The sequence below is a fragment of the Micromonospora sp. NPDC005710 genome, assembly GCF_040630995.1.
In the GTDB taxonomy this organism is placed as follows: domain Bacteria; phylum Actinomycetota; class Actinomycetes; order Mycobacteriales; family Micromonosporaceae; genus Micromonospora.
Genome location: NZ_JBEXYP010000012.1, coordinates 112,951 through 132,235 on the forward strand (window position 1 = coordinate 112,951; position 19,285 = coordinate 132,235).

Sequence of the window (19,285 nt, forward strand, 5' to 3'; positions counted from 1 at the left end):
GCTTGCGAGCCCCGCAGTCGCGAACGAAAGGTCGGCATTGTGACCGAGCTGAACCTGCCGTCGATCAACTATTCGGCGATCAGTCCGATCCTGATCATGCTGGGCACCGCGCTGCTCGGCGTGCTGGTCGAGGCCCTGGTGCCCCGGCGCTGGCGGCACGTGGTGCAGTTGACGCTGGCGCTGCTCGCGGTGCTCGCGGCACTGACCATGGTGGTCCTCAACGCCGACGAGCGGATCATCACCGCCGGCCAGGCCCTCGCTATCGACGGCCCGACGCTGTTCCTCCAGGGCGCGATCCTGGTGCTGGCCGCGATGGCGCTGCTGCTGATCGGTGACCGTTCGGTCGAGCGGGGCGGGGCGTTCGTCGCTCAGGCCGCAGTGACCGCCGAGTCGGCCGACGACCGGCGGCAGGCCGAGGGGCGCAACGGTCTCACCGAGGTCTACCCGCTCACCACGTTCGCGATCGGCGGAATGCTGATCTTCGTGGCCGCGAACGACCTGCTCACCATGTTCATCGCGCTGGAGGTCTTCTCCCTGCCGCTCTACCTGCTCTGCGCGCTGGCCCGCCGCCGGCGTCTGCTGAGCCAGGAGGCGGCGATGAAGTACTTCCTGCTCGGCGCGTACGCCTCCGCGTTCTTCCTGTTCGGCGTGGCCCTGATCTACGGCTTCACCGCCGGCATCCCGGGTCGCTCGGCCGGCGTGGACTTCGCCACCATCCACGCGGCGGTGGGCGAGTCGCCGGCCAGTCCGGTGCTGCTCTTCGCCGGCATGGCGCTGCTCGCCATCGGTCTGCTCTTCAAGGCCGCGGCGGCCCCGTTCCACGTGTGGACCCCGGACGTCTACCAGGGCGCGCCGACCCCGGTCACCGCGTTCATGGCGGCCTGCACCAAGGTTGCCGCGTTCGGTGCCCTGCTGCGCGTCTTCCAGGTCGCCTTCGGGGACGCCAACTGGGACTTCACGCCGGTCCTCGGCGCGGTGGCGGTGCTGACGATGCTCATCGGTGCGGTGCTCGCCGTCACCCAGACCGACATCAAGCGGCTGCTCGCGTACTCCTCGATCGCCAACGCCGGCTACCTGCTGGTGGGCGTGCTGGCGCCGAGCCGCGAAGGGCTCGCCGGGACGATGTTCTACCTGGTGGCGTACGGCTTCTCGGTGCTTGCCGCGTTCGCCGTGGTGACGTTGGTGCGGGACGACGACGGCGAAGCCACCCACCTGTCCCGCTGGGCCGGGCTGGGCCGACGGTCGCCGTTCTTCGCCGCGCTGTTCACGTTCATCCTGCTCGCCTTCGCCGGTATCCCGCTGACCAGCGGGTTCACCAGCAAGTTCGCCATCTTCGGGCCGGCGCTCGACGGTGGCCAGGCCTGGCTGGTGATCGCCGGTGTGCTGACCAGCATGGTGCTCGCGTTCCCGTACCTGCGGGTCGTGGTGATGATGTGGCTCTCCGAGCCGGGCGAGTCCACTCCCACCGTCACGGTGCCCGGTGGGCTCACCTCCGCCGCGCTGATGATCGGTGTGTTGGCGACCCTGGTCCTGGGCGTCGCGCCGGCGCCGCTGCTCGATCTGGCTGCCGGAGCCGCTGAATTCGTAAGATGAACGACTGTTCCATCACCGGGGGTCGGCGCGTGTTCACGTGCCGGCCCCCGGTGCGTATCCCCGGGCCGGAGCAGGTCGAACGGGTGTGGCATGGTTGATAGCGTGGTGAATCCGGCGGGCGAGCGTTCAGGTGCCTCCGGCTCCGGCGGTCGGCGGGGTCGGGCGAGCACGAGTCAGTTCGGCGCGCTTGGCCTCAGCCTCGCTGATCCCCGCGTCGAGGCGTCCGTGCTGGGCCTGCTGGACACGGTCGAGGTCGAGTTGCGGGCCAGCGTGGCCAGCGCCGACCCGTTCGTCACCGAGGCTGCCCGGCACCTCGTCGAGGCCGGCGGCAAGCGTTTCCGGCCGTTGCTCGTGGCACTCGGCGCCCAGTTCGGTGATCCGACCGCCAAGATGGTCGTCCCGGCCGCCGTGGTGATGGAGCTCACTCACCTCGCCACCCTCTACCACGACGATGTGATGGACGAGGCCGCCGTCCGCCGGGGTGCGCCGAGCGCGAACTCCCGGTGGACCAACTCGGTCGCCATCCTGGTCGGCGACTACCTCTTCGCCCGCGCGGCGGACATCGCCGCCGATCTGGGCCCCGAGGCGGTCCGGTTGCAGGCGCGCACCTTCGCCCGGCTGGTGCACGGCCAGATCGCGGAGACTGTGGGGCCGCGCGCCGACGACGACCCGGTTGCCCACTACCTGCACGTCATCGCCGAGAAGACCGGCTCGCTGATCGCCACGTCGGCCCGCTTCGGCGGCATGTTCGGCGGCGCGGCTCCGGAGCACGTGGAGGCTCTCGCCGGCTACGGCGAGACGATCGGCGTCGCCTTCCAGCTCTCCGACGACCTGTTGGACATCGCCTCCGAGTCGGTGCAGTCGGGCAAGACCCCCGGCACCGACCTGCGTGAGGGTGTCCCGACGCTGCCGGTGCTCTACGCCCGGGAGGCGGACGACTCCGACGCCTCGTCCGTGCGACTGCGGGAGATCCTGGCTACCGGCCCATTGACCGACGACGCTCTGCACGCCGAGGCGTTGGGTCTGCTCCGGGAGAGCCCAGCGCTCAAGCGGGCCCGGGAGACAGTGCGTAGCTACGCCGAGGATGCCCGCGCGCAACTCGCCCTGCTGCCGCACGGCCCGTCCCGCAGCGCGCTCGAGTCGCTCTGCGACTACATCGCCGACCGCACCAGCTGATTTACACCCCGGCCCGCCGTGGCGGCGGCACGGGTCAGCAGGCGGCTGCCGACGAGCATGAGGGCGGCGGCGAGCAGCATCGCCACCGCCGCGGTGGTCCACATGACCGGATAGCCGAGGTGGGCGGCGAGCGGCCCCAGGCTCAGCGGGCCGAGACAGCCGCCCGCGTACACCCCGGTCTGGGTGATCGAGGTGGCGGCGGCCGGTGACTGTGGGTGCAGCCGGACCACGGCGAAGTTCATCAGGCCGGGCCACGCCCAGCCCAGGCCGAAGCCGAGCACCACGCCGACCATCAGCGGCACCGAGCCGGTGAACGCGAGCAGGCCCAACCCGAGCGCACCGACGAGCAGCATCGCGGCGATGAGGGCGACGTGGCCGCTCTCGCGGCGATCGGCCAACCAGCCGGCACCCACCCGAGCGACAACGCAGACCGCGCTGCCCAGGGTCAGGGTCAGGCCGGCGAGGCCCGGCGACAGCCCACGGGCCGCCGAGGAGTCCACCAGGAACGTGCCCAGCGCGTTGGCCGCGCCCGACGCCAACGTCGCCGCCGCGCCGATCACCACGAGCGCCGACGTCGCCCGCCCGGCACGGGCGGCACCGGCCCGGCGGGCCAGGCCGGGCACCTCCCGGGGTACGGCGGCCAGCGTCGTCAGCGCGGCCACGGCGGCGGCCACGAACGCCCAGCGCCAGCCGGCGGTGAGCGCGATGGTCGGCACCGCCACCCCGGCCAGCAGGGTGGAGACCGGGATGGCGGCCTGCTTGACACCGAACGACAGCCCCTGCCGCCGGGCCGGCACGTGCTGGGTCAGCGCGGTGTTGCTCGCCAACTGGCCGAGCGCGTTCGCTGCGGCGCTGAGCGCCAGCAGGCCGACCAGCACCGGGTACGACCGGGCGACGGCGGCCACGGCGAGCATCGACCCGGCGGCCAGCAGGATGCCGCAGCGTGCGACGACTGCCGGCCCGTACCGCTCGACGAGGCGGCCGGAAGGCACCGAGGCCAGCGCGCTGACCCCGAAGTAGACAGAGACGGCGAGGCCCAGCCCGGCCGGGGAGAAGCCGAGGTCGGTGCCCATCTGCACGGCGAGACCACCGAGCAGGAAGACGGGGAGTACGCAGGCGACAGTGGTGACGACTGCGCCGGCGCTGGCCCGGACCGGGCGGGGTCGGGCGATCGCCGGATCGGGGGTGTGGGAGGTGTCGGTCATCGTTCGGCAAACCTACGTGAACCCCGCTCAGAGCACTCCTGGTGACCGGCGGGGCACTGCCCGTGGATGGTGATCTGGCATCCTCGACCCGAACAGGCATTTCGCACCGGGCCTGTTTTTCATATGGTGTAAGTCCACGGCGGCGGAGGTGGTTGTGCGCGACCCCTTGGCAGAACCTTCGGACCTGATTCGCAGCGTGTCCCGAGCGCTACGGGTGCTGGAGTCGGTCGGTCGTGCCCCGAAGGGCCTGACCGTCAAACAGATCGCCCGGCGCTGCGAGCTGACCGTGGCCACCACCTACCATCTGGTCCGCACCCTCGCCTACGAGGGCTACGTGATCCGTCGCGAGGACGGCACGTACATCGTGGGGTTGGAGGTGGCCGACCGGTACCGGGAGTTGGTGACGGCGTTCCGCGGCCCGCCCGCTGTCGGTGAGACGCTGCGGCGGGCCGCCCTTGACAGCGGCTACAGCCACTTCCTCGGTCGGTTCGTCGGCGGTCAGGTGGCACTCACCGCGGTCGCCGAGGGGCACCGGTCGCCCTACCTGGAGGATCTGGTCCCCGGCTTCGACGAGGGGGCGCACGCGACAGCGCTCGGCAAGTCGCTGCTCGCCACCCTGACCACCGACCAGCGCTACCGCTACCTGCGGGAGTACGGCATGCGCCCGTTCACCACCGCCACGCTGACCACCACCGAGAGCTTCGAGGCCGACCTGGCCGCCGGCGACAGACGCGGCATGCAGTTGGAGATGGGGCAGTTCCGGCAGGGGGTGGCCTGTGCCGCGGTGCTCGTCGCACCGGACAAGGACATGGAACGCCGCGTCGTGCTCGCCTGCGCGTTGCCGGCCAGCGAGATGATGACCTCCGCCCGGGTGGTACGCGCCAAGCTGCTCACAGTGGCCCGCAGCGTGGCCGACGGCATCGCCTCCGACAACTGACCGCCGAGAGGCCCTCTCCCAGGCTGGGAGAGGGCCTCTCGGGGCGGTCCAGCGCCGGACCGCCAGAGCAACGTCAGCGGTCTCTCGGCCCCCGGTGGAACGTCAGCTACCCACCGGGCCGCCGTCGAGGCGCCAGGTGACCACCACGCCCGGCTTGGCGTAGTCACCGTCCGGCCAGTTCGAGGCCGGGTTCTCCACCGAGGCCCCGGTGATCTCGCCCGGGTGCTGCACCGCGACGAACACCGAGCGGTTGTCGCCGGTGATGAACGGGCCGCAGGTCTCCGCGCCGAGCGGCACTGTCAGGAACTGCTTGAGGTGACCCCGCTCCGGGCCCTCCACGGCGGTGGCGAACAGGCCGTCGTTGCTGCCCAGCGCATTGCCGTCGGTGGAGATCCAGAGGTTGCCGGTGGCGTCGAACGCGACGTTGTCGGGGCAGGAGATCGGGGAGACCTTGGTCTTGTCGTACCCGGCGAAGAAGGTCGACGCGTCGGTCGGATCGCCGCAGACGATCGGCAACGACCAGGCGAAGGTCTCCGAGGCGTTGTCGTTGCGGTCCTCGACCAGCTCCAGGATCTGCCCGTGCTTGTTCGCTATACGCGGGTTGGCCTCGTCCGCCTTCGGGTTGCTGCCGACACCGCGGTTGGTGTTGTTGGTGAGCGCCACGTACACCTTGCCGGTGAGCAGGCTCGGCTCGACGTCCTCGGGGCGGTCCATCTTGGTCGCCCCGACCTTGTCACCGGCGAGCCGGGTGAAGGTGAGCACGTCAGCGGCGGTCATCCCGTCGACGAACGACCGGTTGCCGCTGACCAGCTTGACCCAGCGACCCCGCCCGTTGAATGCGCCATCGGTGGGGAGCTTGCCGGAGCCGTCGATCTCGGCGGCGCTGGTCTGGTCGAGCTTCGCCACGTAGAGGGTGCCGGACTCCAGCAGGGTCAGGTTGTGCTTGCGGGCAGCCCAGGAGTTGCCCTTCATGAACTTCTTGTCCGAGACGAACTTGTAGAGGTAGTCGAACCGCTCGTCGTCGCCCATGTACGCGACCACGTGGCCGTCCTTCGCGACGATCACGTTGGCGCCCTCGTGCTTGAACCGGCCCATCGCGGTGTGTTTGCGCGGGCGGCTCTCCGGGTCGAACGGGTCGATCTCGACGACCCAGCCGAACCGGTGTGCCTCGTTGGGGTGCTTCGACAGGTCGAAGCGCTCGTCCGCGCGCTCCCACTTGCGGCTGCCGCTCGGGTACCGGCTGGCGGTGCTGATGCCATAGCGGTCCAACTTCGGCTTCAGCTCGGCCGGGGCGCCGTCGGCGCCGACGAAGTACTGGTTGAAGTTCTCCTCACCGGAGAGGACGGTGCCCCACGGGGTGACACCACCGGCGCAGTTGTTGAGCGTGCCGACGACGGTGCGGCCCTTGGGGTCGGCGGCGGTCTTCAGCCAGGCCGAGCCGGCGGCCGGGCCGGTCAGGTCGAACTTGGTGCTCAGCGCGGTGACCCGCCGGTTGTACGGGCGCGGGCCCTTGTCGACGGGCTTCCACTGCCCGGTGCCGGCGACCCGCTCCAGCTCCACCACAGACATGCCGTGCGCGGCCATGGCGGTGCGCAGCTGCTCCACCGACAGCCCGTCCAGGCCGGGGAAGCCCGGGAACATCAGGTCCTCGTTCGTGTACTCGTGGTTGACCACGAGCAGCGCCCGCCTGCCCTGCTTGTCCAGCGGCAGCACGCCCACGAAGTCGTTGTTGTAGCCGAACTGCTTGGACTGCGCGGCAGCGGTCTGGTGGTGCAGGTTGAACTCCGGCGCGCCCGGCAGCACCGGGTCACCCCACTTGATCACCACGGCGTGGTCGTAGCCGTTCGGCACGACGAGGGTGTCCAGCTTGTTCGGTGGGATCGGCTTGAAGGTCAGCGCGCCGCTGCCGACACCGGTCCCGGGACGGCCGAAACCGAAGGCCTCCGGCACGTCCGGGGTGGTCGGGGCCGCCATGGCCGGGGCCGCGCCGGCGAGCGCACCGGCCGCCGCACCGCCGAAACCGAGCACCAGCGCGCCCACCGCGCCGGCCCGGACCACGCCACGCCGCGACACCTCGGCGTTCACCACGTCACCGAAGTACGCGTTGTCGGAGGTGTTCGGCACCGGGTGGTCACACGCGTTTCCGCACCGGTACAGGCAGGTCATGGCGTCACGGGTGCCATGGCGGGTGGCGTTCAACAGGGGGAGCAGCCGGGGACGGTCGCTCATGGGAGTGGCCTCCAGGGAAGTCGGTGGCACGACAGGCGGCGTACCAGCCGGACGCTAGGAGGACGCGGTGAGCGCCCGTCGGCCACGATGTGAACCGGGCGTGAACACCTTTCCGGGTCGTGCCACCAGGCAACCGGGCTGACCTCGGTCTGAACCGATCGGCGTGACGGCACGTATTCCCGAGCGGACGCACCGCCGGACGCGCGCCGGAAGCGAGGAGACCACCATCAGCGACCACGACGCCCAACTGCTGCGCGCGCTGCACGACGAGCACGCGGAGGCGCTGTACGCCCATGCCCTGCGGCTGGTCAACGGGGACCGGCAGCGGGCCGAGGACCTGGTGCAGGAGACGCTGCTGCGGGCCTGGCGACATCCGGAGTCACTCGACCCGAGGCGTGGATCGGTGCGGTCCTGGCTGTTCACCACAGCCCGCAACCTGGCCATCGACGCCTGGCGGCGGCGGTCCACGCGGGTCGGCGAGGTGTTCACCGACGATCTGCCCGAACCGCCCGAGGTGATCGACGAGGCCGAACGGGCCGTGGAGGCGTGGACCGTCGCCGAGGCGCTCAACCGGCTCAGCCCGACCCACCGGGAAGTGCTCGTCGAGTGCTTCTACCAGGGGCGTTCGGTGGCCGAGGCGGCGTCCCGCCTGGGCGTACCACCGGGAACCGTGAAGTCCCGCACCCACTACGCGCTGCGGTCTCTACGGTTGGTCCTGGCCGAGATGGGGGTGACGGGATGACCCGGTGCGAGTTCGCGTACGACGACGGCGCGTACGTGCTGGGCGCCCTGGCCCCCGCCGAGCGGGCGGCCTACGAGCGGCACCTGGGCGGCTGCGCCTCGTGCCGGGAGGCGGTCGCCGAGATCGCCGTCCTGCCCGGGTTGCTCGGGCGCCTCGACCCGGCCGGGTTGGAGCAGATCCTGCCGCCGCCGGCCCCGCCCCGGGTGCCGGCGCTGCTCGACGAGGCCCGCCAGCGCCGGCGTCGGGAACGCGCCGCGGACCGGCGACGGTACGCACTGACCACACTCGCGGCAGCAGGGCTGGCGCTGCTGGTCGGCGTGGGCACCGCCGTGGCGCTGCCCAGACCTGTCGACCCGTCCGGGCCGCCCGGTGCGCAGGGCACTCCCGCCCCGCGGGTGTCGATGGTCGCCATGCGCCCGGTCGCCGCCGGGCCGGTGCACGCCGATCTCGGGCTCACCGGCACCAAGTGGGGCACCGAGGTGACGATGCGCTGCGGGTACGACGCGCGGACGAGCTACGGCAAGGCGTACCCGTTCCGGCTGGTGGCACGGGGCCCGAACGGCGCCACCGAGCAGATCGGCTCCTGGCTGGCTGCCCCCGGCGACGACCTCAGTTTCACCGGTGCCACCAGGTTCACCGACGCCGAGCTGGTGAGCGTCGAACTGCAGAAAGCCGACGGCACCCCCCTCCTCACCTACGCCGTCCCGTAACGAGCCCGCACCCGTCCCAAGGCCCCGAGGTCCTCCGCGATCTTGCACTTTCTGTCCGTCCATAACGGGCGTCGAGGACATATCGACAACAGAAACTGCAAGATCGCGGGGTCCGGGGGTGGATCGCGGGGTCGGGGTGGATTGCGGGGTCAGGGGGTGGGGAGGGGGGTGGGGATCGCCCTGGGTTGGCGGGTGCGGCGGGAGGCTCGGACGGCGTCCGCGGTGAAGACGATCAGGGCCAGCCAGACCAGCGCGAAGCCGGCCAGCCGGGCCGGCGGCATCGGCTCGTGGAAGATCAGCACCCCGCAGCCGAGCTGAAGGACAGGTGCCAGGTACTGGATCATGCCGAGGCTGCTCAGGGGCAGTCGGTTGGCCGCCCCGGCGAACAGCAGCAGCGGAATCGCCGTGGCCGCGCCGGCCAGCACCAGCAGAGTGGTGTGTCCCGCCGAGACGTGCCCGAAGGTCAGGTCGTCCTTCGCCGTCAGCCAGATCAGGTAGCCCAGAGCCGGCAACGCCAGCACCGCCGACTCGACGAAGAGCCCTTCCGCCGCCGGCAGCCCGAGCCGCTTCTTGACCAGGCTGTAGCCGGAGAAACTGATCGCCAGCGTCATCGCCAGCCACGGCAGCCGGCCGTAGTCCACAGTGAGCACCACGACAGCGGACGCGCCGATCCCCAGCGCCACCCACTGCGCCGGCCGCAACCGCTCGCGTAGCACCACCACTCCGATCAGCACCACTACCAGCGGGTTGATGAAGTAGCCGAGCGCCGTCTCCACCACCCGGTTGGAGTTGACCCCGTAGATGTAGGTGCCCCAGTTGACAGCGATGAACGCGGCGGCGGCGACGATCCCCGCCACCGCCCACGGCCGGCGCAGCATTGCCCGCAGGAAGCCGACGTTGCGCAACGCCGCCAGCAGCAACGCCACGAACACCACCGACCAGACGATCCGGTGGGCCAGGATCTCCAGCGGGCCGGCGGGTCGTAGCAGCTTCAGATAGAGCGGAAAGAAACCCCAGAGCAGGTACGCGCCGAGGCCGTACAGGTATCCCAGACGGAGTGGCGTCACGAGTCCACCGTAAGGGGCGTAGTGCTGCTCTGTTCCTTTCCGGTGATCGGGGTCACCGGGGGCCGCCGGTCCAGCTGCATCCACCGTTGCGGCGCGTCCAGCGGGGTGAAGCCGACCCCCGCGTACACCTGGTGGGCGTCGTTGGTGCAGAGCAGGATCCGGCGTACGCCCAGCTCGTCCAGGTGGTCGCGGACCGCGCCGGCCAGCCACCCGCCCAGCCCGCGACCCCGGGCGGCCCGGTCGACGTACACGTCGCAGAGCCAGGCGAAGGTGACGCCGTCGGTGACCACCCGGGCCACCGCGACCTGACGGCCGTCGTCCGGCCGGTAGATGCCGAACGGTAGTGAGCCGGCGAACGCCCGCTCGGTGGTCTCCCGGTCTCGGCCGAGCGCCCAGTACGCGTCGGTGGACAACCAGTGGTGCACCAGGTCCAGGTCGATCCTCGCCGGATCGGTGCTGAGAAGGTGGCCGTCGGAGTGCGTGAGCGAGAACATCACGCGACGCTAACCGTCGAGATGGGCGGTCAGGCCGCCGCATTCCCGAAGTCTGGTCATCGGCCCGCCCGGGGCCCCGGCTCAGGTCGGAGCCCCGGACGGGCCGGGTCGGTGCGGACCGGCGGCGGTCAGTCCCGGTCGAGAACGGCGCCGAGGATCCAGGTCACGATGCTCACGAAGAGGGCGCCGAGCACGGCTGCCGGCCAGAAACCGTCCACCGAGAACGGCAGCCCGGCCTGGTCGGCGATCCAACTGGTGAGCAGGAACAGCAGCCCGTTCACCACCAGGGCGATGAGACCCAGGGTCAGCAGGTAGAAGCCACAACCGACGGTCTTGATGATCGGCTGGAGAACCGCGTTGACCACGCCGAAGATCACCGCCACCAGGAGCAGCGTGGTCACCGTGTCGGTGGCGGAGTTCGAATCCAGGGAGATTCCCGGGATGAGAAGCGTGGCCAGCCAGAAAGCCAGAGCTGTGCTGGCCAGCCGAATCAGCAGACCTTTCAGAAAACCCATGGCGGGGATCGTGCCACGGACACCGCACCGACGTAACCCGCCGGCCGACCCATCCGGGCGGATCAGCCGCGCGTCGGCGGCCCGATCAGCTGCGCCTCGATCGGAGTGGGGGAAAGCAGTGCCCAGCGCAGCGCCCGCCGGTTGACCACCGCCACCATGTTCTCCCGCATCCGGGTCAGCCACTCGGCCGAGCCGCCCAGCCCCAGAGCGGCTCCGGCCACTGTCGCCTCGTCGGCGGTCAACGGCTGGAGCAACGCCAGGTCGGCGCGGCTCAACGCGTCCATGTCGGCCGGGGTCAGCTCGTCGCGTACCACGAGGGTGGCCCGCCACGGCGGGCCCGGCGCGGCCTCGGCCGTCACCGGCCCGGCGTCGACGATCAGCAGCAACGGACGCAGCGCGGTGCCCACCCCGTCGGCGACCGTCCGACCGGGCGGCAGCAACGGGATCGTGCCGCCCGGCGCGCCAACCCCCCTGATGAACGGTTCCCAGGCGCGCGGCCGGGCGGTCTGCACCACCACCAGGGCACCGAGCGCCAACGCGCGCAGGGCCACCAGTTGGGCCGCGCGCACCCCGCCGACCAGCAGCACGCGGGTGCTCTCCGGGCGGAAGAGTCGCACGGTGACGGCTCGGCCGTGCCGATTGGTGCCGACCATCAGGCCCGCGTCACCCAGCGACAGCTCCCAGTCGGTTACCCCAGGGCCGGGCTGCGCCCCCGGTGCCGGTGAGCGGGGTGGGGCCCCGGGTGCCAGCAGCGCCAACGGCAGGGTGGCGGCCAGCCCGCTCAGGTGGGCGCCGTCGAGTCGGCGCAGCTCTCCGCCGAGGTCGGTCACCAGGCGGATCAGCGCCTCGGTCGCCGCCACCAACTCGGTCGCCGTCGCGGCGGCCAGGCGTACGGTCAGCTCGGTCGGCACTCCGGTGGTCGCCGGCGGACCCGACGCCGTCGACGTGGTCGCTGACGGACCCGAGCAGATCGACACCGTCGTGGCTGTCGACGGCAGCGCGAGCAGGCGGGGCACCAGTCGGCGTCCGGCCGCGGCACCCGCCTCGGGCCAGTGGATCAGTCGGAAGGTGGCCTGGATCAGGGCGCCGGACCGGATCGCCGGCCAGGACTCCCGGACCGGTTCGCCATCGTGGTGGGCCAGTTCGCCCAGGACGCGCAGCGCCGCGGGCACCCCGAGTGGCCGCGCCGCCAGCGGCCCGAGCCGGCGCACGATCCGACGGACCGTGCCGGCGAGCACCCGGTGCAGGTCCTCCTCGGACCAACCGTTGACCCGCAGCACCCGGACCGCCACCACGGCCCGTTCGCGCCCGGCGAGCCGCCCGTCGGTGAGTTGCCGGTACGACGTGCCGACAGTGCCGCCGGCGCTCGGCACCGGTGCCGGCGTACCGGCGAGCAGCAGTTGAACCACCAGCGGGGGATGGTCCGGCCCGGCCGACGGCAGCAACGCCGCCGGGGCGGGAACCGCCTGGGCCACGTCGCCCAGCAGGTCACCGGGGTCGCCAAGCTCCAGGAGCGCGACCATGCCAGTGGTGTCCTCCAGGACGGCCGCCGGCCCGCCGGTCAGCTCCGTCGAGTGGACGACGGTGCCCGGGGCGACCAGGTCGAGCAGCTCGGCCGCGCCGGACGGCCCGATCAGCGCCCGTCGGCGGGTGAGATGTGCGATGGCGGTGCCCAACCACTCGAAGAGCCATCGCCCCCGAACCGGCACCCAGGCGGCCGCCACCAGCAGCACGGCCACCAGTCCGGCTGCCGCGACGACAGGTGCCGGTCGGCCGAGGGCGACGAGGACGAGCGTCGCCGCGACCTGTGTGGCGACAAGTTGGCCGGCTCGCGCCCCAGCGCCCAGACGACGGCCGAGCGCGATCCAGCGGCCCACCGGCGACCGGGTGCGCTGACCGGCCGACCCCGCGACACGGTCGGTGGGCCGGCCTGCCCCGAGCGCCAGTGCCGGGGCGTCGGCCTCGGGGCCGACCGGGGGCGGCGCTCCGGTGGTGATCGCCGGCACCGTGCCTCCTCGACCAGTGGGGACCGGGTCGGGCGGCCGACCGCCCGTCGGCGGCCCGTCACGCGCCGCGACGTGGCTGCGGCACATCGTAAGCGACAGATGGCCGCTCCGGTTGTCCACAGGGGAGGCCGGTGGGGTAGCAGAACGGCTACGAGGTCGCTACCGTCAGCCACGAAGTCCTTCGCTGACCCGTGTCTCAGTGTTCGACGACCGGGCCAAGCGACGACGCGTCGCCCACTGTGGGCGCGTCGACGGCCAGGTGCGATCCGAGAGACGAGGTGACGTCCGGATGTCCCAAACCAAGGCAGAAGCAGCGGTCATGCAGCAGACCGCCGCGAAGTTCGAGCAGGTGGACCAGTCGCTGCAATCCATGCTGACCGGCCTGTTGGCCGAGCTGGAGGTGTTGCAGCAGGCCTGGCGTGGCGCTGGTGGCCGCTCGTTCGAGCAGGTCAAGCAGCAGTGGTCACAGGACCAGGCGGCGCTGCACCGGGCGCTGCGGGAGACCGCCGGTGCGATCCGCAGCGCCGGTCGCCAGTACGACGTGTCCGACGACGAGGTGTCCAGCCGGGTGGCCGGCACCAATCGCGGCGGCATCCAGCTGCCGCTCTGATCCCGCCGGGGAGGGGAATCCGATGGACAATGGTGTGCTGGTCGTCAACTTCGCCGCGCTTCAGCAGGCCGGCGCCGACATTCAGAAGGCGTTGAACACCCTCGACGCGCAACTCGGCCAACTCGAACGCGACGCCGCCCCGCTGGTGGCGAGTTGGACGGGCGAGGCGCGGCAGGCCTACGAGCAGCGGCAGGCCAAGTGGCGCTCCGCCTCACAGGATCTGCAGGGCATGCTCCGTGACATCAGGCTTGCGGTGAACGACTCCGCAACCGACTACCTGGACACCGAGAAGAAGAACACCGGGCTGTTCCAGTGAGCGATGTGGGCCGGGAGCGCTGACCGTGTCCGGGTCAGCGCCCCGCCCGCAGCCGGCCGAAGGTCAGGGCCGCGCGCGGGTGGGCCGCGCGCGGGCGGTTTCAGGCCGGGCCAGCCGGGCGCCAACGTCGACGCGCACCCCGGGGCAGCACCAGGGCGAGCAGCGCCACTGTGACCGCCGTCAGGCCGGCCACCGCGCCGACCAGCAGGGCCCGGTCCCGCGCGGCGGCCCGGCGGGCCTGGCGGGCGAGCTGCGCCGGGTCGGCCCGATCGTCGGCGAGCACGGCAACCGGCCGTGCACCTGCCGCACGGCCTCCGCTGGTCTCGGTGACCGCCCGGTACGGGTTCAACACCCCGGCGCCGTACCCGCCGCCGTGGCCCGCGCCCGGCGCCGGATCGGCGGTGGCGATGATCCGTTCCGCCACCTGGGCAGCGGTCAGCTCCGGCCGGTACTCGCGCAGCAACGCGGCGGTGGCGGCCACGAAGGGTGCCGCGTAACTGGTGCCTTCGACCCGGTGGTGGCCGGCACCGGGTGCTGCGGTCAGCACCGTGCTGCCCGGTGCCACCAGGTCGACGTACGGGCCGGTCTGCGAAAAACTCGCCAGCCCGCCGTCCGCCCCGATCGCGCCCACGCCGAGCACCCCGTCGTAGCCGGCGGGAAACGGCCGTGGGTCCCCGCTGTCGTGAAGGTTGCCGGCGGCGGCCACCAGCACCACGTCCCGGTCGAGTGCGTAACGCACTGCCGAACGGACCTCCGGGTCGTCCGCGTACAGGACCACGGACAGGTTCACCACGTCGGCGTCATTGTCGACGGCCCACCTGATGGCCCTGGCGAACTCGTCGGCGCTCACCGTGCGCCCCGACTCCCGCCCCTGCACCACCTGCTGCTCACTCACCCGCACCGGCAGAATCCGGACACCCGGCGCCAGACCGCGGAAGGCGACATCGGAGCGGGGTGCCGCCGCGATGATGCTCGCCACACCCGTGCCGTGCCCGGCGCAGTCCCGACCACCGTCCCCGCCGGGGTCGAGCAGGTCGGCGCCGGCCAGCACCCGCCCGGCCAGTTGTGGGTGCACCCGGTCCACCCCGGAGTCGATCACGGCTACCGTCACCCCGACGCCGGTGGCCAGCGGCGCGAGCCGCGCCGGGTCGTACCGTTGCTGTGGCCAGGGTGTGGCCGCAACCGGCCGGGCCGGGGCGAGTGCTGTCGTGCAGGCCGGTGCCTCCCGGAGCCCGGCGCTGGTGGCGACGGTCGGCAGGGCCGGTACGGTCAACAGGCTGGCGGCCAGACCTGCCAGCACCGGGCGCGTGATGGATCGGGACATCGGCACCCTCCGTATCGTGTCGGCTCCGGAACGGGATGTTATCGCCTCCTCCGCGCCCTGGCGGGCCGCCACCGGCCAGCCATTGTGATCTTGGTACCACCTTGTAGGTTGTACGCGATACCTGTGGCCTGTTCTCGGAAGGGGAGGTGGCCGTGACCGAATGGGAGCCGGCCACGGAGGCCGAGGTGGCGATGCGCGACGCGCTGCGCGCCAACGACCAGGAGCTCTACTTCCGGCTCCTGTCCCGCACCGATGTGCTGCTGCCGGTCTCCGCCCCGGCCCAACCCGGTCAGCCGCCCGCCGGATGGGGCACCTGGACCACCGGCGGCCGGACCCACGTCCTGGCCTTCACCTCCGCCGCCGCCCTGCGCGCCTGCCTCGGCGATCACGCCGGCAGCAACCGACGCATCCCCTTCGCCGATCTCGCGGCCAACTGGCCCAACCACGAGTGGTGGCTCGCCGTCAATCCGGGCCTGCCGGTCGAGGGTTACCTGCCGGCCTGGTTCGTGTCGCAGCTGTCCCGGGGCGACGTGCGACTGCCCGGCCGCGCCATGGGTGCGCGCGCTCGCCTGGAGCGGGCCGAAACCCTGGCACGCACCCGACCCGGCATGCCGGGTCGGGACTCCGCGCCAGCCGCTGGATCGCCGCCGGCGACGGGTGCGGCCTCGTCCGCGCCCGAGAGTTCCCCGCTCACACCCAGGAGGCCCAGTCGGAGCGCCGCCCCCCGGGTGGGTCCCCCGCCGGGCCCGGCGCCCCGGCCCCCCGTTCCCGCCGAGCCGCCGCGCCGACCCGGTGACGAGGGCCTGCCCGCTGCCGGTCAGCTACACCCGACCGAGCCGCCCCGGCCCGCGCCGGCCACCGAAGCCCTGCCCCGCAGCAGCCGGCCGTCCCGGTTCACCCCGTTGGCGACCGCCGGCCCCGCCACCGACCAGCCCGCACCGGGCCTGGGCTGGCCGGCAGCGACCCGGCCGGGCGACGCCGACGGCCCCGCCGCGGGCAACGGCAACGGTGGCCCCCAGGCGGCACCTCGGCGCTCCTTCTTCGACCCCAACACGGCCCGCGACCCGGCCCCGGGCGGCGGTCGTCCCGGTGACCGGGCGGCCCCTCCGACCCGGTTCGGGCGAGGCAGCCAGCCCTTCCCCCGCCGCCGCCCAGCCGATACGCCGGGCGACGAGACCACGACGCGGGCGTTCCCGATGTCAGCGGACCCGGCAGCCACCCCGCCGACCCGCCGGCCGGAGAGCGGCTTCGGCGCGTCCCGTGGGATGGGCGTACCGCCCTCTGGGGACGAGGTCACCCAGCCGCTGCCTCCGCGCCGGCACAACCCGCTGGCCGAGGAGCCCACCCGCGCGTTCCGGATGACAGGCGAGCGTCCACCGGCCGCTGCACCTGAGCGTCCCGGCTTCTCGGCGGAGGAGACGCAGGCGATCCCGCAGGACCGGCCGGGCCGGTTCGGGCCCGCTGAGGATCTACCGGTTTCCGCGGCGGAACCGGTCTCCGGGCCACCCGCGCCGCGCCGCGGCTTCACGCCCATCGTCATCGAGGGCACCGTCATCGAGTCCCGCGACCTCACCGACCCGGTCGAGAGCAGTGCTCCGGTCGAAGCGCCCCGCCGGCCCAGCCCCGCCGAGGCCGCCTCGCCCCCGTTCGGCGCGACCCCCTCCGGTCCCGGCCTGTTCGGTCCGCCTTCTTCCACGCCGGGCCCATCCGGGCCGGTGTCGTTCGACCCCGGTCCGCCCGTCCCGAGCCCGCCTGCGCCGAGCACCCACGTCCCGAGCCCGCCCGCGCCGAGCCCTTTCGTCCCGAGCCCGCCCGCCCCGCAGCCCGCCGGTCTGACCGATGCCGGTTACACCGGTGTGACCGGAATGCGGACCGCCGATCCAGTCGGCGCTCCGGACGGTGACGAACGCGGCGACGGTGGTTCGACGGCCGGTCAGACCGGTACGGACCGGGCCGGCAGTGCGGGCAGCGGCGAGAGCGTGATCCCGGGCGCTGGTCCGCGACCGCCTGTCGACGAGCCGGCAGTCGTGGAGTTCGAACCGGCCAACACGGTCGAGGAGGACCTGCTCAACGCCGCCGGCTCCGGCAGCACCGACACCTTCCTGTCCACCCTGTTGCTGGCCCGGGTGCTGCTGCCGGCGGCACCGGACTCGGCGCCCCGGAGCAGGCCGGGAGACCCCGGCTTCGTCTGGCGGACCGGGCAGCTCGACGGCGAGACGTACGTGGTGGTCTACACCTCGGCGGAGCGCCTCGCCGACCATGTCGAGGGAGACGTCGACACGGTCCGGGTGAAGTTCGCCCAACTGATCAGGCGCTGGCCCGACGAGGACTGGTCGTTCGCCGTCAACCCGGGCACCCCGGTCGGTGCCAAGTTGCCCGGCGAGCAGATCGTCGCGTTGGCCAACTGGGCCGCGGAGGTGGGGCTCGGCGACGACCTGGAAGTGGACCAGGTCGAAGCGCCGGCCGCGGCCGAACCCGCCGCCCGTCCCCGGTACGCCCCCGCGGCGGTCGACCCGACCAGACCGACGGTCATGCAGAAGGCGGTGGCGCCCAGCCAGCTCGCGTACTACCTGGATCGTGGATACGACCGGGTGTCCGGGTTCGTGCACCGGGCCGGTGAGCTGTCCCACCTGACCACACCGGTTCAGCTGCACGAGGCGCTGGGCCTCAGCTACCCCGGCTCACCGTTCGCCCCGGATGCCGAGGAGATCTACGTGCTGCGCTGGCCGGCGCATCGGCCGAGCCTCTACCGCATCCCGTTTGGCGGTCAGAACGAGCCGGCGATGCGGGCCATGGAGGGCTGGGTCATCGAACGTCCGCCGTTCCGGGGCAACGGCTTCGCCCCGGGGGAGAGCAGCGACGTGGTGGCGGAGTTCAAGGTGGACAGCGCCCGGCTGCCGCACGGTGCCCAGCTCTGGCGTATCGGCGCCGACGGCACCGAGCGGGTGGTCGCGGAGCTGAACACCGACTCGGTCACCTGGCTGCGGGTCGGGGAGGCGTGATGCGTGACGGTTACGTGGCCCGTTGGCGGGGCCGGGAATACCAGGCCAGCCCGGACGGCGACGACATCCGTCTCTACCAGCCCGAGCCGGGCGAGGGCTTCGAGGAGATCCGCGCAGGCCGCCACGTCCGGGTGCTCCCGGCGAGCGAGATCGAGGATCTGGCGTACGTGCGGACCACCTGCACCTGGAAGGGGCAGCCGTTCATCGTGCTCGGCGAGCACGACGCGTGGCTGCGGGTGGAATACACGGGCGGTCGCTGGCCGGTGGCCGAGGCGATGCGGCTGGAGGTCTTCGACTTCGGTGTCTACCAGGGCTGGGCGCCCGCCGCCGAGGTCACCGACCTGCGGGAGCAGCGGGTCTGACCGGTCAGGTCTTCGCCCACCGCAGGATCTCGCCGAGCACCAGCTCCGGTGCCTCCAGGTGCGGGAAGTGCCCCACCCCGTCGAGCAGCCGCCACTCGTACGGCGCGACGACGTACCGACCGGAGCCCAACGCGGTCCGCGGCAGGGAGGCGCTGTCCAGGGCTCCGTGCAGTTGCAGGGTCGGTGTGGTCAGCGGCTTCTGCATCAGGCGGACGAACCGGTAGCCGTGCAGGCGCAGCAGCGAGCGGAACGCCCAGCGGTAACCCTCCAGCGCGCAGAATGCGGCCTGCGGGATGCACATCGCCTCCCGGCACCGCTCGGCGTACGCCTCGAATGTCGACCCGGCCACCCACTGTGGCCCGCTCCACCGGCGCATGATCTCGCCGACGGCCGCCGCGCCGTCGCGGGTCAGCACGTGCTCGTAGCGGGGTAGCTGGAACTTCAACGCCGGGGTGGAAGCGGTGAACTGCCCGCGCGGGTCGGCGAAGATGGCGGTACGCAGTCGCAGCGGGTGCGGTGCACCGAGCACCACGAGGCGGCGGACCAGGGACGGGTGGAACGAGGCCACCGTCCAGGCCACCATGCCGCCGAGGCCGGCGCCGACGATCGTCGTGGAACGTTCACCGAGTGCGCGGATCAGCCCGGCGATGTCGGCGGCGAGGGTGTAACCGTCGTACCCCCGGGGTGGTTTGTCGCTGGCGCCGTAGCCGCGCAGGTCGACGGCGACCGCCCGGAAGCCCGCGTCGGCGACCGCCGGCAGCATCTGGTGCCAGGCCCACCAGTGCTCGGGGAAGCCGTGCAGGAAGAGCACCATCGGCCCGGTGCCGGCCTCGACCACGTGGAACCGGCTGCCGTTGGCGCCGACGAAGCGGTGCGTCCACGGCCCCTCGGTGAGGACACAGGACTCGTCGACGGCCCCGCCGCGCTGGTCGGTCATGGCAGACAGCCTAGGACCCTGTTGTCGCAGGCGACCGTGGTGGTCGCGTTGAACAGGGGA

Annotated in this window: 17 protein-coding genes; 9 read left to right on the top strand and 8 right to left on the bottom strand. The window is 72.4% G+C overall.

The window, feature by feature from the left end; genetic code table 11:
- Positions 1-39: 39 nt before the first annotated feature.
- Entirely contained in the window at positions 40-1,593 is a 1,554-nt protein-coding gene (nuoN, locus tag ABZ406_RS18145) for an NADH-quinone oxidoreductase subunit NuoN (protein WP_357762594.1), read from the top strand.
- A 90-nt stretch (positions 1,594-1,683) separates the two neighbouring features.
- Positions 1,684-2,769: a polyprenyl synthetase family protein gene (locus tag ABZ406_RS18150; RefSeq protein ID WP_357762597.1), complete on the top strand. Its 1,086-nt coding sequence runs from the start codon at positions 1,684-1,686 to the stop codon at positions 2,767-2,769.
- On the opposite strand, the gene ABZ406_RS18155 is transcribed toward ABZ406_RS18150, so the two are convergent.
- Complete coding sequence (locus tag ABZ406_RS18155; protein WP_357762599.1) at positions 2,745-3,974, bottom strand: MFS transporter; 1,230 nt, start codon at positions 3,972-3,974, stop codon at positions 2,745-2,747. The genes ABZ406_RS18150 and ABZ406_RS18155 overlap by 25 nt on opposite strands.
- A gap of 154 nt (positions 3,975-4,128) precedes the next feature.
- Between ABZ406_RS18155 and ABZ406_RS18160 the strand changes: the two genes are divergently transcribed.
- Complete coding sequence (locus ABZ406_RS18160; protein ID WP_357762602.1) at positions 4,129-4,911, top strand: IclR family transcriptional regulator C-terminal domain-containing protein; 783 nt, start codon at positions 4,129-4,131, stop codon at positions 4,909-4,911.
- A gap of 102 nt (positions 4,912-5,013) precedes the next feature.
- Here ABZ406_RS18160 and ABZ406_RS18165 read toward each other — a convergent pair whose 3' ends face one another.
- Complete coding sequence (locus ABZ406_RS18165; RefSeq protein ID WP_357762605.1) at positions 5,014-7,140, bottom strand: PhoX family phosphatase; 2,127 nt, start codon at positions 7,138-7,140, stop codon at positions 5,014-5,016.
- 226 nt (positions 7,141-7,366) lie between these two features.
- Between ABZ406_RS18165 and ABZ406_RS18170 the strand changes: the two genes are divergently transcribed.
- Together ABZ406_RS18170 and ABZ406_RS18175 are read left to right on the top strand one after the other, a co-directional pair.
- Positions 7,367-7,882 (top strand): sigma-70 family RNA polymerase sigma factor, encoded by a 516-nt coding sequence (locus ABZ406_RS18170; RefSeq protein ID WP_051708644.1) that lies wholly within the window; start codon positions 7,367-7,369, stop codon positions 7,880-7,882.
- Positions 7,879-8,592 carry a zf-HC2 domain-containing protein gene (locus ABZ406_RS18175; protein WP_357762608.1) on the top strand — a complete coding sequence of 238 codons (714 nt, stop codon included), beginning with the start codon at positions 7,879-7,881 and terminating at the stop codon, positions 8,590-8,592. Before ABZ406_RS18170 ends, ABZ406_RS18175 begins: the two co-directional genes overlap by 4 nt.
- Positions 8,593-8,741: 149 nt before the next feature.
- Here ABZ406_RS18175 and rarD read toward each other — a convergent pair whose 3' ends face one another.
- The 4 genes from rarD to eccE all read right to left on the bottom strand — a co-directional run bounded on the left by rarD (position 8,742) and on the right by eccE (position 12,674).
- Positions 8,742-9,659 (bottom strand): EamA family transporter RarD, encoded by a 918-nt coding sequence (gene rarD / locus ABZ406_RS18180; RefSeq protein ID WP_357762611.1) that lies wholly within the window; start codon positions 9,657-9,659, stop codon positions 8,742-8,744.
- Positions 9,656-10,153, bottom strand: coding sequence for a GNAT family N-acetyltransferase (locus tag ABZ406_RS18185; RefSeq protein WP_357762614.1), 498 nt, complete (start codon positions 10,151-10,153; stop codon positions 9,656-9,658). The genes rarD and ABZ406_RS18185 overlap by 4 nt, the downstream gene beginning before the upstream one ends.
- Positions 10,154-10,281: 128 nt before the next feature.
- Entirely contained in the window at positions 10,282-10,668 is a 387-nt protein-coding gene (locus ABZ406_RS18190; RefSeq protein WP_124815468.1) for a phage holin family protein, read from the bottom strand.
- Positions 10,669-10,730: 62 nt separating this feature from the next.
- Positions 10,731-12,674, bottom strand: a complete 1,944-nt coding sequence (gene eccE / locus ABZ406_RS18195) for a type VII secretion protein EccE (protein WP_357762618.1) — start codon at positions 12,672-12,674, stop codon at positions 10,731-10,733.
- Between the two features lie 289 nt (positions 12,675-12,963).
- Between eccE and ABZ406_RS18200 the strand changes: the two genes are divergently transcribed.
- A complete protein-coding gene (locus ABZ406_RS18200; RefSeq protein WP_357762620.1) occupies positions 12,964-13,284 on the top strand; it encodes a WXG100 family type VII secretion target in 321 nt (106 codons plus the stop codon).
- Between the two features lie 22 nt (positions 13,285-13,306).
- Positions 13,307-13,600, top strand: coding sequence for a WXG100 family type VII secretion target (locus ABZ406_RS18205; RefSeq protein WP_357762623.1), 294 nt, complete (start codon positions 13,307-13,309; stop codon positions 13,598-13,600).
- Between the two features lie 100 nt (positions 13,601-13,700).
- Here the strand turns inward: ABZ406_RS18205 and mycP are convergent, their stop codons facing one another.
- Positions 13,701-14,924 (bottom strand): type VII secretion-associated serine protease mycosin, encoded by a 1,224-nt coding sequence (gene mycP, locus ABZ406_RS18210; RefSeq protein ID WP_357762626.1) that lies wholly within the window; start codon positions 14,922-14,924, stop codon positions 13,701-13,703.
- A 152-nt stretch (positions 14,925-15,076) separates the two neighbouring features.
- On the opposite strand from mycP, the gene ABZ406_RS18215 reads away from it, so the two are divergent.
- Together ABZ406_RS18215 and ABZ406_RS18220 are read left to right on the top strand one after the other, a co-directional pair.
- Positions 15,077-17,926 carry an SseB family protein gene (locus ABZ406_RS18215; RefSeq protein WP_357762629.1) on the top strand — a complete coding sequence of 950 codons (2,850 nt, stop codon included), beginning with the start codon at positions 15,077-15,079 and terminating at the stop codon, positions 17,924-17,926.
- On the top strand, positions 17,923-18,288 hold the full coding sequence (locus ABZ406_RS18220; RefSeq protein ID WP_357762632.1) for a hypothetical protein: 366 nt from the start codon (positions 17,923-17,925) through the stop codon (positions 18,286-18,288). Before ABZ406_RS18215 ends, ABZ406_RS18220 begins: the two co-directional genes overlap by 4 nt.
- Positions 18,289-18,292: 4 nt before the next feature.
- Here ABZ406_RS18220 and ABZ406_RS18225 read toward each other — a convergent pair whose 3' ends face one another.
- Positions 18,293-19,225, bottom strand: a complete 933-nt coding sequence (locus tag ABZ406_RS18225) for an alpha/beta hydrolase (RefSeq protein WP_357762635.1) — start codon at positions 19,223-19,225, stop codon at positions 18,293-18,295.
- Positions 19,226-19,285: the final 60 nt, after the last annotated feature.